The following is a 13144-nucleotide window of genomic DNA, read 5'->3' on the forward strand; positions in this document are numbered from 1 at the left end:
AGTTAAACTATAACTCTTTTATAAACTCTAATATTTTCATTTTTAGCTTTTACTATTAGCTCAACTTCAAAATCTCCATCCTTTTTTTCAATTAAAGCAATAATGTCAAATTTACTATTTTTGATTTGTATTTTGTCAATTAAATCCAAAGATTTTATACTTAAAACATACTCTTCTAGAAATTTTAGATGGTTTTTAGCTTGTATATAATTGTATTGATTTAATATATTTTCTGAGCTTATACTTTTATTTTCAAATATTTTTATGCTTAATATAGAAAATATAAAGATTAAGATTAGTGTAGAAAAAAGTAAAAAAGCTTTTTTATCTTTTTTCATAGTTCAAATTCCCATTTTTGAGATATTTTATCATCTAATGTAATATCTATAATAACTTTTTTTGATCCCTTTATAAGAGAAAAATTACTTACATTTTTTAATAAAATTTTATCATCAATATATAAAGTAGTGTCTTTATATTTAAGTTTATTGATTATGTTTGGAAGATTTTTTTCAATAATTATTTTTGTAGAGTTTAAATCGATTTTTAGTATTGAAATCTCTCTAGTTTCACTTTCTACAAGATATAAGTCTTTTGAAAATTTAAATACAAAAATAAGTACAAATGAGGAGATAAATATAACTAAAATTAGTTCTAATAGTGAAAATGCTTTATTTGATTTCATATTTTACAAGCTCGATTCTTTCATCTTTATAGCTAATTTGTTTAACATTTATATTTTTTTCTTCTATATCGTTTATAAGTATTTGGATTGTTTTAGAATTTGTTTGAAAATTTGAGTTATAATTTTTAGTGTTAAAAGAGTTTTCTATATTGTTTAAAGTATTAAATTCTTTATCAAAATTATCATAGTAAGAGTATTTACTAAACCCTACTATGACAATACTTAATAAAACTATACTAAATAAAGTTTCAATAAGTGAAAAACTATTTTTTTCCAATTTCAACTGCTTTTTCGTGAGCAGCTTCAATAGCTTTTATCATGCTACTTCTTACTGATCCCTCTTCAAGCTTTGCTACACCTGCTGCAGTTGTTCCACCTGGACTCATTACAGAATCTTTAATAATAGCTGGATGGTTGTTTTCTAATAGTTTTGCATAACCTTCAAAAAGTCCTTGAACTAATTCATTACTTACACTTCTATTTAGACCTGCTTTTACTCCACCATCACTTAAAGCTTCAGCTACTAAACATAAAAATGCTGGACCGCTTCCTGCTATTGCTGTTGCTACATCTAACTCTTTTTCTGTATCAACCCATACAGCTTTTCCAATATATGTAAATAGTTCTAAAGCGATTTTTTTAGCCTCTTTATCACCTGTTATAGTTGTAGCAGATTTACTAACAGATGCAGCTACATTTGGCATAGTTCTAACATAATATTTTGATTTGATTTGTTTTCTTAGACTCTCTAAAGTAGTACCTGCAAGGATTGAAAATAGTATATTTGCCTGACCCTCCAATCTTGCTGCTACACTTTGTAGGGCATAAGGTTTTACACAAAATACTATATTTTTATCAGTGATATCTTCTGTATCATCTAACTGTTTTATTTCAACATCTGGAATAGCCTCTTTAACTTTTTTTAGTTTATTAATATCTCTTCCAATAATTTCAACTTCAAAATTTTTAACTAATCCTTTAGCTAAGGCTTGGGCCATAAAGCCATTTCCAATTAATGTAAGTTTCATATAAATCCTCTTAATTTAATTAATTTTTATATTATAACCAATATGAGAATTTAGGTCAAAAAAAGTAAGAAAATAGCAAGGTTTTATTAGATAGAATATCTCTTTTAAGATAAAAAAGGACTATTTAATGGGTAATTATTTAAAGTTTACTAATCTGTTTTTAGCAGCAAGCTTAATTTTTGTATTTTCAGCTTGTTCTCAAAAATCTGAGAAAATTCAAGAATTTGATAAACCAGCACTATATTGGTTTAATAAAATGGCAGATGAGATAAGTACTGGATTTTTAGAAGATGCAGATGATACATATATCTCTTTAGAAAGTGAGCATAGAAATTCTCCACTTCTTTCAACAGCATTATTGATACTTGCAAATGCACATATTGATGAAGAAGAGTATGAGTTAGCAAATTTCTATTTAGATGAGTATATAAAAAGATTTGCACTTAGCAAAAATATTGATTATGTAAGATACTTAAAGATTAAAGCCAACTTCAAAGGTTTTGCATACGATTTAAGAGATCAACAATTGATTGAGGATACTATTTCTCAAATTGAAGATTTTATTAAAAACTTTCCAAGATCACCATATACACCTTTAGTAAGTACAATGAATTCAAGGTTATATATGGCAAAAGCTACATTGGATAAAGAGATAGCTGATTTATATGAAAGACTTGATAAGCCAAAGGCAGCAAAACTGTATAATGAAAAAGTAAAAAAATCTTGGGTTAATCCAGAAGAAATTGAACCAGTAGATGTTCCTTTTTATAGATACCCATTTGAAAGAGATATATTATTTTAAGAAACTATAAATTTTAGGAGTTTTTATGGAGTTAGAAAATTACGATTCTTTTCCTCAAAGTATACCATTAATTATTGAAGATGATGTATTTTTATACCCTTTTATGATTGCACCGCTATTTCTAAATAATGAAGACAATATTAAAGCAGTGGAAAATGCAATTGAAGAGAATAAATTAGTTATTGTTACTGTAAGTAAACCAGGGTTTGAGGGAAAAAGAGAAAAAGATGGCTTCTATGATGTAGGGGTTGTTGGAAATATTATGAGAAAAGTAAGTCTTCCTGATGGGAAGATTAAAGTACTTTTTCAAGGACTTACAAAAGGTCATATAAAAAGTTTTGATGAACAAAATCCAACACAAGCTTATGTTGATAAACTTGTAGATGAAGAGTATTCAAAAGAGAGTGTTGATTCTATTGTTGATGTATTAATTGAGCAAGTAAAAAAATTATCAAGAATCAATTCAAAGTTCCCATCTGATTTAATCAAAACAATAGAAGAAAATGATGAAGCTTCAAGAATAGCTGACTTAATCTCTTCTGTTTTAAGAGTAAAAAAAGAGGAAGCTTATAAACTTTTTTCTGAAACAAATATAGAAAAAAGATTATTAGAGATAATAGAAACTATTAAAAAAGAGATAGAAAGTTTTAAAATTCAAAAAGAGATTACTCAAAAAGTAAACTCAAAAATTGAAAAAACACATAAAGATTACTTCTTAAAGGAGCAAATTAAAGCTATACAAAAAGAGCTTGGGTCTGATAATCAAAAAGATGTAGAGATAAAAGCTTATAAAAAGAAGTTAAAAAAACTAAAACCTTTTATGCCAAAAGATGGTTATAAAGAAACAAAAAAACAAATAGAAAAATTAAGTAGAATGCATCAGGATTCTCCTGATAGTTCATTACTTCAAACTTATATAGAAAATGTTTTAGATATACCTTTTGGAGAATATGCAGATGAAAAGATATCTGTTAAAAATGTTGAAGAACAATTAGATAAAGATCACTATTCTTTAGATAAACCAAAAGAGAGAATTGCTGAGTATTTTGCTGTAAAAGAGATGCTTGAAGAGAGAAAAATTGAAAGCCTTAAATCAAAAGGTACAGTGTTATGTTTTGTGGGACCTCCAGGTGTTGGTAAAACATCATTGGCAAACTCTATTTCAAAAGCTTTAAAAAGACCACTAGTAAGAGTTGCTTTAGGTGGTATGGAAGATGTAAATGAGTTAAGGGGACATAGAAGAACATATGTTGGAGCTATGCCAGGACGAATTGTAAAAGGTTTAGTTGATGCAAAATCTATGAATCCAGTTGTGGTATTAGATGAGATTGACAAACTTGGAGCAAATCATAGAGGTGATCCAACAGCAGTTATGCTTGAAGTTTTAGACCCTGAACAAAACCATGAGTTTAGAGACCTTTATTTAAATTTTGCAATTGATTTATCACAAGTTATATTTGTAGCAACAGCAAATGATGTTAGAAGTATTCCTGCACCTTTAAGAGATAGAATGGAGTTTATTGAGATGTCATCTTATACTCCAAATGAAAAGTATCATATCTCTAAAGATTATCTAATCCCTCAAGAGTTGGAAAAACATGGTTTAAAAAGAAGTGAGATATCTTTATCAAAAACTACTATTGAAACAATTATTTCTAAATATACAAGAGAAGCAGGGGTTAGAAACCTAAGAAGAGTATTTGCTAAATTATTTAGAAAAGCTGTTAAGAAGTTATTAAAAGATAGAGAATTAAAACAAGTATCAATTAATACTAAAAATATAAAAGAGTTTTTAGATAATCCAATTTTTGAAATTGACCCAGCAGATAAGAAAAATACTATAGGTGTTACAAATGGTTTAGCTTGGACTTCAGTTGGTGGAGATGTATTAAAAACAGAAGCTATTAAACTTAGAGGAAAAGGGATTTTAAATGTAACTGGAAATATGGGTGACGTGATGAAAGAATCATCAAGAATTTCATATTCAGTTGTAAAACTTCTTATTGATAATAAAAAATTAAAAATAGATAAGAATATTATCCCTAAAACTTTAAAAGAGGAAGAGGAAAAAACAAATCTTGAGCCAAGTGAGGTTTATAAAAGATTTGATATTCACTTACATATTCCAGAAGGTGCAACTCCAAAAGATGGACCAAGTGCAGGTATAACTATGGCTACAACTATTGCTTCTATTTTAAGCCAAAGAGAAGTTAGATCAGATATTTGTATGACAGGTGAGCTTACACTTACTGGAAAAGTTCTTCCTATTGGTGGATTAAAAGAGAAATTAATTGCAGCATATAAAGCTAAAATGAAATTAGCTTTAATTCCTAGAAAAAACTTTTTAAGAGATTTAGATGAAATCCCTACAGAAGTAAAAGAAGCTATGGAAATCAAAGCAGTTGACACTATTGATGATGTCTTAAAAGAAGCATTGATATAATTTAATGAGAAGATCAGGGGCAAGTGATAGCCAAGTTGTAAATAACTTTTTTACATTTGCCTCTATTGTACTTATATCTATTACTATCACACTATATAGTAACTATTTTTCCCAAGATGAAGATATTATAAAAATTGAAAAAATTCCTTGTGAACTTGATACTTTTACAAAAGTAAGTCTTTTAGATTTAAATCTTTTAAAAAAGTCACAAAAAGCTTTAGACAAGGGGTATTATAAAGTTGAAGGTTCATATTTAAAACTAGAAAATAATTCAACTATAGAAGATGTAGTTAAATTACCTTTATTAGATAGTTTTTATGAAAGTTTAATTGGTGTAAAACCTAAAGAAAATATTGAAAAATACTTAAAAATAAGATATGAATTGATAGAAAAAGATAAAAAAAATCAAAATATTGATAGACTAGGTGCAGGTACCTTGATTAGCTCTTTTAGAATAAATTCAAAAGAGTTATTAAGATTTGAAAGTGATTTTAAATTTTTGTATGAAAATGCAATAAAAGACAGAATAGAATGTTCAATAAAGGTTTATAAAAATTATGTTAACTACTAAAGATTTTACAATTACAAATATTATTATTGTTATAACTATTATAATGTTTCTAATTCAAACAAATATTCAATATGGAAGTTTATATTTAGGATTAAATTTATATTTCACACAAGGTGGTTTTTATTGGCAACCTTTAACTTCTATGTTTTCCCATGGAGGGTTTGGGCATATTGCTATGAATATGTTTGTTTTATATCAATTTGGTAATTTAATAGAAAAGTACAGAGGTAAAAAAGAGTTTTTACTTATATATCTAGTAGGGGGAGTTTTAACTTCGCTTTTAAGTTATCTTTATATCTATTACCTTGATAATCAAGTAAATCTAGTAGGAGCTTCAGGGGCAATTTGTGTACTTATGGGATATATTGCTTATTTTGATAAATATCAAAGAAAAGGGATAATCACTTGGATTCTAATAATCTCAGTTGCACCAATCTTAATAGGACTTCCTATTGCTTGGTATTCACACTTTATTGGTTTGGCTTTAGGTTTTTTATTTGGTGTTTTTAGAAAAATAACTTTTTAGTTATTATTGTTGAGGCATAAAATAAGTTATTATAGACATAACTACTAACACTATTGCTATTCCAATAAAAATCTCTTTTAATTTTACTGTGGGATTTAATATTCCACAATATGGGCATCTTCTAAGCTTTGGTTTAATCTCACTTTTGCAGTTTCTACATGGTTCTAATTTGATGATTAATCCTTTTGATAATTTTCAACGCAAATTATAACTAAAAATCTTAACTCTATAGCTTTAATAGTTTCTAAAAGAGGTACTTTAAGTATATAAATAATAAAATATTATAAGTTACACTTAAGAAGTAATTTAAGGTATTTTATGAAATTAAAAAAGATTTTTTCTCCTATATTTGACCCTTATGTGGGACCTGTATTTGTTATTTCAATTGTTCTGTCATTTATAGTTTTTGTTGTTATTCCAAAACATTCATATGAAAATAAAATTGAAGATATGACAAATGATGCTGTAAAAACATTAAATTATTTGAAAAAAACTAGAATATATTATACCAGTAATGTTGTAGATAAAATAAGATATAACACCACTATAGATATTGATTATGATCACAAAGAATCATATTTAACGATACCTTTAGCTGCTACTATGATGCATGATTTGAGTTTAATACTTCCAGAAGATGGCATGGAGATAAAAATTTATAGTGATTATCCTTATCCAAATAGAAAAGATAGAAAACTAGACAAATTTGAAAAAGATTCCTTAGTTTATTTAGTAAATAATCCAGAGGATGTATATAAAAAAGATGTTGTAATAGATAATAAAAGGACATTTAGATTAGCAGTTGCTGATGTATTTTTAGATAATACTTGCGTAGAGTGTCACAACAACAGAGCTGATAGTCCAAAAAAAGATTGGAAAATAGGAGATGTAAGAGGTGTAGTTGAAATAAGTATACCTTTTGAAAGTGGAGTTCTTTTAACCCCTAAAGAGCTTAATATCTTAATGTCTATTTTTTCAATTGTAATATTACTTTTAGGAATACATTACACAATAATTTCAATAAAAAGAACTAAAGAACATAAAAGAGTAAAAGTTGAATTAGAAAATGAAGTAAATCAAAGAACAGCAACTCTAAATAATACAATTAAATTATTAAATCAATACAAAAAAGCTGTTGATACTAGTGCTATTGTTTCAAAAACTGATAAAAATGGAATTATCACATATGTAAATGATGAATTTATAAAAATTTCCAAGTTTAAAAAAGAGGAACTTTTAGGTAAAAGTCATAATATTATTAGGCATGAAGATATGCCAAAAGATATTTTTAAAAATTTATGGAAAACAATAAAAGCAAAAAAAATCTGGAAAGGTGAAGTTAAAAATAAAGCAAAAGATGGAACCCCATATTATGTTAACACAACTATTGTACCAATACTTGATTATAACAATAATATAGAGGAGTTTTTAGCTATAAGATTAAATATCACAGATATAGTAGAATCAAAACAAAAAGCCCAAAAAGCAGATGCAGCAAAATCAATATTCTTAGCTAATATGTCCCATGAAATAAGAACACCACTAAATGCAATTATAGGTTTTTCTGAGGTATTAAGAAACTCAAGTAAGATAGATGTTCAGAGTAAAAAACAATCTAATATTATCCATAGTAGTGCAAATTCTTTATTGGCAATTATAAATGACATTTTAGATATTTCAAAAATTGAAAGTGGAAATTTTGAAATATCAAAAGAGGAAACAGATATTTTTTATATTTGTGAACATGTTGTTGAGTTGTTTTCAAAAAAAGCAAATGAAAAAGATATAAAATTGATTTTTAATATAGATCAAAAAATACCACTTTGTTTAATTACAGATGGTGTTAGAATAAGACAGGTATTATCAAACTTTTTAAGTAATGCTATTAAATTTACTCCAAAACAAGGGATAGTTAATTTTAATGTAAATATAGAATCTACAAATGAAAATACAATGAAAATCAGCTTTGCTATAGAAGACACAGGTATTGGTATTCCAAAAGAAAAACTTCAAAGAATTTTTGATCCTTTTATCCAAGTTGATCATAAATCAAATAGAGAGTTTGAAGGGACAGGTTTAGGTTTAAGTATTTCTAAATATATTATTGAAGCTTTAGGTTCTAAAATTGAAATAGAAAGTGAAGTAGGCAAGGGTACAAAATTTTCTTTTATTTTAGAAAGTAATATATGTGAAAAAGAGTTTAATGAAAAAGATTCTTATCCCAATGGATTAAAATTTTTAGTATTAAATAAAGAGGAAGATTCTTTCCATTATATAAAAAGATATTTAAATATTTTTGGTCAAATAGATAAAAAAGACGATGCTGATATTTTAGTTTGTGATTATAAAAGAAATAATCTTGATGAGATTAGACAAGAGCATAAACAAATTCCTAAGTTAATACTTTTTGAATATGAAAAAGATATGTTAGAATTTGAATTTAATGATAATGAAAATGGCTTATCTTTACCTTTTTATGCTTCCAAAGTAAACGATTCTTTACAAGATTTATTAAGAAAATCAAATAATAGTAGACAACAAATAAAAGTAGATTCAGATGATACTTTTAGTGGTAAAATATTAGTAGCAGAAGATAATTTGGCAAATCAAGAGTTAATAACATATATTTTAAATGATATGGAAATAGAGTTTGATATAAAAGAGAATGGTAAAAAAGCTTATGAAGCTTTTAAAAATAGCAGTTATGATTTAGTACTTATGGATATAAATATGCCAATTATGGATGGTATTGAAGCCTTTATAAAAATCAGAGAATATGAAAAACTTGAAGCTATAAATTCAACTCCTATTATTGCCCTTACAGCTAATGCAATAAAAGGGGATAAAGAAAGATTTTTAAAACTAGGAATGAGCGGTTATTTAAGTAAGCCAATTAATACTTTTGAACTAAAAGATGTATTTAGAAAGTATCTAAATGTAAATACAAAAATAAAACAAGAAGAAAAAGAAAAAACTACAGATATTTCAAAAATTGCACAAAAATTAGGTGTGAGTGAAAATATTGCAGATTTAATTTTTAATAAATTTAAAAATGAGATTCAAAAAGATTTAGATGAACTGGAAAAATATATTTTAGATGAAGATGAAGAAAATATAATACAAAAGGCTCATTATATTAAAAATTCATCTTTAAATGTAGCATTAGATGAGGTTTCTGGATATTTAACTAAACTTGAAACACAAAAGTTAAATAAAGATGAAAAAATAGAGATTTTTACTATAATTAGTAAAGAGATAAATAAAGCAATAATTAAAAGGCTATAAAATGAAAAATCTATCAATAAAAGCAAAACTAATTCTTCTTTTTATAGTTATAAAAGTTATACCACTTCTTTTGATTGCTTATATAGCCTATGAAGGTGCCTTAAAACTTGATGACTATATTCAAAATAGTACAAGATATCTTTTTAATCAAAACAAAGAAATAGTGATAAATACTGCAAACAAATCTATTGAAGATAGTATAAAAAATTTAGACAAAAAATCACAGCTGGCACTAGAAAGATTATCTTACGAGATAGCAAATAATGTTGCGCAATTTTTATATGAAAGAGATAGTGATATTAAACTTTTATCAAAATTAGATATTAATCAAAAGGTACTTAAAGAGTTTTATGAGAGTAAAAACAAAGATATCATTGTTCATAACAAATATGTATATGATGATGCTACAAATACTTGGATAAATCCAATAAAACATGAAGAGATTAAAAGAGATAAAACAACAGCCGATTTAAAAGACAATGAAAAAGAATTTAGTTATATAGATCCAATAGAATATAAAACAAAAAATATTCCTATTTATAAAGAGATTACATATTTTGATTTAGCTGGAAATGAGATATATAAAGTATCACAAATTGATAAAAAGCTTCATAATATCGCAAATAAAAAAAATACCTATATCAATTCTGAAGATTATTTCAAAGAGATTCAGAACCTAAAAAAAGATGAGATTTATGTATCAGATGTAATTGGAGAGTATGTAAAAACAAAAGTTATAGGAACTTTTACCAAAGAGAAAGCAAAAAAAGCAAATATAGAATTTGAACCAGAAAAATATGCCTATGCAGGAAAAGAAAATCCTATTGGAAAAAAATTTGAAGGTATTATTAGATTTGTAACACTTGTATATAAAGATGGGAAAAAACAAGGATATGTATCTTTAGCTTTAGATCATGAACATATTATGCAATTTACGGATACTTCAAACCCTACAAAAATTAGTGTTAAACAAGATATTGCAGATGCAAGTGAGGGTAATTATACTTTTATGTGGGATTATAAAGGTAGAAATATTTCCCATGCAAGAGATTATTTTATTACAGGGTTTAATAAAGAAACTGGAAAAAGAGAGATGCCTTGGCTTAGTGCAGATATTGCAGAAAAATACCAAGCTTCAGGAAAAGAGATAAATGAGTTTTTAAAAACATATCCAACTTTTGAAGAGCAAAGTTTAAAGAAAAAACCAAATATAAAACAACTAGCAAGTGATGGAAATGTTGGCTTAGATTGTAGATACTTAAACTTTGCACCTCAGTGTCAAGGTTGGATGCAAGTTACTGAAAATGGTGGTTTTGGTTCTTTTATTATCTATTGGAGTAAAGTATGGAAGCTAACTACAGCTGCTACAATTCCATATTATACTGGTAAATATGGTGATACTAAAAGAGGATTTGGTTTTATTACTTTAGGAGCAAATGTTGATGAGTTTCATGCTGCTGCTAATGAAACAAAAGAGAATGTTAAAAATATATTAAATAGTCAAACAAATGCTATGAAAGATATTGTTAATGAAAATACTATACAAGTAAAAGAGTATATAAAAAATCTAATAAATGAGTTGACAGTTGTCACTTTTCTAATGATTATTATCATAATTGCAGTTGCAATTTGGATGTCAAATTATATAAGTAAAAAAATATCAAATTTATTAATAGCAACAAAAAAATTCTCAAATAAAGAGTTAGATTATCAAATAGAAATATCTTCAAATGATGAGATTGGAAAACTTGAACAATCATTTAATGACATGGCCTTTCAAATAAAAGCTTTAGTTGAAGATCAAAAAGCTTTAAATTCTCATTTAGAAGAAAAAGTTGATGAAAAAACTAAAGAGTTACAAGAGATTAATCATACTTTAGAAGAACAAATAGAGCAAAGAACAGCTTATTTAAAAGAGACTTTACACAGAGCAAAGAAAGCTGATGAAGCAAAATCAGTATTCTTAGCTAATATGTCCCATGAAATAAGAACTCCTTTAAATGCAATTATTGGATTTTCAGATGTATTAACACAAAACAAAAACTTAGATTTGACTATTGTTAAACAGTTAAAAATAATACATTCAAGTGCAAATACTTTACTTACGATTATAAATGATATTCTTGATATCTCTAAAATAGAAAGTGGAAATTTTGAAATAAGTATTGAAGAAACAGATATATATTTTATTAGTGAACATGTGGTTGAATTATTTTCAAAAAGAGCTTTAGAAAAACATATTAAATTGATATTTAATTTAGATTATAAAATCCCTTTATGTGTAAGAACAGATGGTGTTAGAGTAAGACAAGTTTTATCAAATCTATTAAGTAATGCTATAAAATTTACTCCTGAAAAAGGATTAGTTACTTTAAATATTTTTGTTTTAGAAGATAGCGGAAATGATGTAAAAATTAGATTTGAAGTTATTGATACAGGTATAGGTATCCCAAAAGAAAAACTACAAACAGTTTTTGAACCTTTTATTCAAATAGACCATAAATCAAATAGAATATACGAAGGTACAGGATTAGGACTTAGTATTTGTAAACATATTGTTGAGTCATTAGATTCTGCTATATTTGTTGATAGTACACTTGATGAAGGAACTAAGTTTTATTTTGATTTATCTTTTAATACTTGTGAAGCTACAATTTTTGAAAGTAAAGACTATTTAGATAAATTAAATTTTAAAGTATTAGATATTAAAAATGATACTTACCATTATATAAAAAGGTATTTAAATATTTTTGGAACAATAAATATGCAAGAAGAGGATTATATTTTAGTTTGTCCTTATGAAAATAATTTAGAATTAGAAAAAATAAGAGAAAACTACAAAAATATTCCAAAACTGATATTATTGGAATATGAGGATGATGCTTTAAATATAGTTGCTAAAACTGATGAACAATTTGTATCTTTGCCTTTTTATGCATCAAAAGTTAATGATAGCTTACAAGAGTTATTATTGAAAAATAATACAAATATCAAAGAAGATAAAATAAATGATGTAAAACTACAAGGGAAAATTCTTGTTGCAGAAGATAATAGTGCAAATCAAGAATTGATCTCTTATATATTAAATAGTTTAAATATTGATTTTGAACTTCAAGAAAACGGACAAAAAACTTATGAAGCTTTTAAAAACAATAGATATGATTTAATATTAATGGATATAAATATGCCAGTAATGGATGGTATAGATTCTTTTAAAGCTATAAGAAAATATGAAGAAGAGAATAATTTAGTTGAAACTCCAGTTATTGCCCTTACAGCTAATGCAATTAAAGGTGATAAAGAAAAATTCTTAAGTTTGGGTATGAATGGATATTTAAGTAAACCTGTTAATACAGAACAATTAATTGAATTATTCAATAAGTTTTTAAAAAATAGCATAAAAGAAAAAAAGTTAGAAAAAGTAGACTTAGAAATTATACCTTCAGAAGAAAAATTAGAATTTGATACAAATAAGATTATGGCTCAATTGGGAATTAGTGAGTCTATTACTAATATGATTATTGAGAAGTTTAAAAAAGATATAAAAAAAGATATGAGTGAATTAGAAGTTTTTGTAAAGGAATCTAATTTTCAAGAAATATCTCAAAAAGCCCATTATATTAAAAACTCTGCTTTAAATGTATGTTTAGATGAGGTTTGTGAAATTTTAGAAAAATTAGAACTTGAAAAATCTAATAAAGAAGAGGTTTCTAAATTATTTAAACTATTGAAAACAAAAGTAGATAGTTATTTATAAAATTTCATATTGCAATTTTATTGCAATATGAAATAAAAGTCGCTATA

General features: G+C 25.8%; 10 protein-coding genes. 6 read left to right on the forward strand and 4 right to left on the reverse strand.

All coding sequences use genetic code 11. The features are described from left to right. Positions 1 to 2 precede the first annotated feature (2 nt). From ACKU3H_RS07435 to ACKU3H_RS07450, 4 genes are read right to left on the reverse strand one after another with little or no spacing between them, the layout of a single operon-like run. Positions 3 to 338 (reverse strand): hypothetical protein, encoded by a 336-nt coding sequence (locus ACKU3H_RS07435; protein ID WP_320036343.1) that lies wholly within the window; start codon positions 336 to 338, stop codon positions 3 to 5. Beyond that, complete coding sequence (locus ACKU3H_RS07440) at positions 335 to 685, reverse strand: prepilin-type N-terminal cleavage/methylation domain-containing protein (protein ID WP_320036344.1); 351 nt, start codon at positions 683 to 685, stop codon at positions 335 to 337. Before ACKU3H_RS07440 ends, ACKU3H_RS07435 begins: the two co-directional genes overlap by 4 nt. Further along, a complete protein-coding gene (locus tag ACKU3H_RS07445) occupies positions 672 to 962 on the reverse strand; it encodes a hypothetical protein (protein WP_320036345.1) in 291 nt (96 codons plus the stop codon). The genes ACKU3H_RS07440 and ACKU3H_RS07445 overlap by 14 nt, the downstream gene beginning before the upstream one ends. Further along, positions 949 to 1713, reverse strand: a complete 765-nt coding sequence (locus tag ACKU3H_RS07450; protein WP_320036346.1) for a pyrroline-5-carboxylate reductase — start codon at positions 1711 to 1713, stop codon at positions 949 to 951. The genes ACKU3H_RS07445 and ACKU3H_RS07450 overlap by 14 nt, the downstream gene beginning before the upstream one ends. Positions 1714 to 1840: 127 nt before the next feature. Between ACKU3H_RS07450 and ACKU3H_RS07455 the strand changes: the two genes are divergently transcribed. The 6 genes from ACKU3H_RS07455 to ACKU3H_RS07480 all read left to right on the forward strand — a co-directional run bounded on the left by ACKU3H_RS07455 (position 1841) and on the right by ACKU3H_RS07480 (position 13097). Then, complete coding sequence (locus tag ACKU3H_RS07455; RefSeq protein ID WP_320036347.1) at positions 1841 to 2515, forward strand: outer membrane protein assembly factor BamD; 675 nt, start codon at positions 1841 to 1843, stop codon at positions 2513 to 2515. 25 nt (positions 2516 to 2540) lie between these two features. Next, positions 2541 to 4958, forward strand: coding sequence for an endopeptidase La (gene lon, locus ACKU3H_RS07460; RefSeq protein WP_320036348.1), 2418 nt, complete (start codon positions 2541 to 2543; stop codon positions 4956 to 4958). A 4-nt stretch (positions 4959 to 4962) separates the two neighbouring features. Then, on the forward strand, positions 4963 to 5529 hold the full coding sequence (locus tag ACKU3H_RS07465; protein ID WP_320036349.1) for a hypothetical protein: 567 nt from the start codon (positions 4963 to 4965) through the stop codon (positions 5527 to 5529). Beyond that, positions 5516 to 6055 carry a rhomboid family intramembrane serine protease gene (locus ACKU3H_RS07470; protein WP_320036350.1) on the forward strand — a complete coding sequence of 180 codons (540 nt, stop codon included), beginning with the start codon at positions 5516 to 5518 and terminating at the stop codon, positions 6053 to 6055. The genes ACKU3H_RS07465 and ACKU3H_RS07470 overlap by 14 nt, the downstream gene beginning before the upstream one ends. Before the next feature lie 318 nt (positions 6056 to 6373). Continuing rightward, positions 6374 to 9340 carry an ATP-binding protein gene (locus ACKU3H_RS07475; protein ID WP_320036351.1) on the forward strand — a complete coding sequence of 989 codons (2967 nt, stop codon included), beginning with the start codon at positions 6374 to 6376 and terminating at the stop codon, positions 9338 to 9340. A gap of 1 nt (position 9341) precedes the next feature. Then, positions 9342 to 13097 carry an ATP-binding protein gene (locus tag ACKU3H_RS07480; RefSeq protein WP_320036352.1) on the forward strand — a complete coding sequence of 1252 codons (3756 nt, stop codon included), beginning with the start codon at positions 9342 to 9344 and terminating at the stop codon, positions 13095 to 13097. Positions 13098 to 13144 lie beyond the last annotated feature (47 nt).

The sequence above is a fragment of the Halarcobacter sp. genome (genome assembly GCF_963675975.1).
Taxonomy (GTDB): Bacteria; Campylobacterota; Campylobacteria; order Campylobacterales; family Arcobacteraceae; genus Halarcobacter.

Bases quoted from the DNA above. Each gene is read 5' to 3' on its own strand.
- ACKU3H_RS07435 (WP_320036343.1), bottom strand. From the start codon at position 338: ATGAAAAAAGATAAAAAAGCTTTTTTACTTTTTTCTACACTAATCTTA.
- ACKU3H_RS07440 (WP_320036344.1), bottom strand. From the start codon at position 685: ATGAAATCAAATAAAGCATTTTCACTATTAGAACTAATTTTAGTTATA.
- ACKU3H_RS07450 (WP_320036346.1), bottom strand. From the start codon at position 1,713: ATGAAACTTACATTAATTGGAAATGGCTTTATGGCCCAAGCCTTAGCT.
- ACKU3H_RS07455 (WP_320036347.1), top strand. From the start codon at position 1,841: ATGGGTAATTATTTAAAGTTTACTAATCTGTTTTTAGCAGCAAGCTTA.
- lon (WP_320036348.1), top strand. From the start codon at position 2,541: ATGGAGTTAGAAAATTACGATTCTTTTCCTCAAAGTATACCATTAATT.
- ACKU3H_RS07465 (WP_320036349.1), top strand. From the start codon at position 4,963: ATGAGAAGATCAGGGGCAAGTGATAGCCAAGTTGTAAATAACTTTTTT.
- ACKU3H_RS07470 (WP_320036350.1), top strand. From the start codon at position 5,516: ATGTTAACTACTAAAGATTTTACAATTACAAATATTATTATTGTTATA.
- ACKU3H_RS07475 (WP_320036351.1), top strand. From the start codon at position 6,374: ATGAAATTAAAAAAGATTTTTTCTCCTATATTTGACCCTTATGTGGGA.
- ACKU3H_RS07480 (WP_320036352.1), top strand. From the start codon at position 9,342: ATGAAAAATCTATCAATAAAAGCAAAACTAATTCTTCTTTTTATAGTT.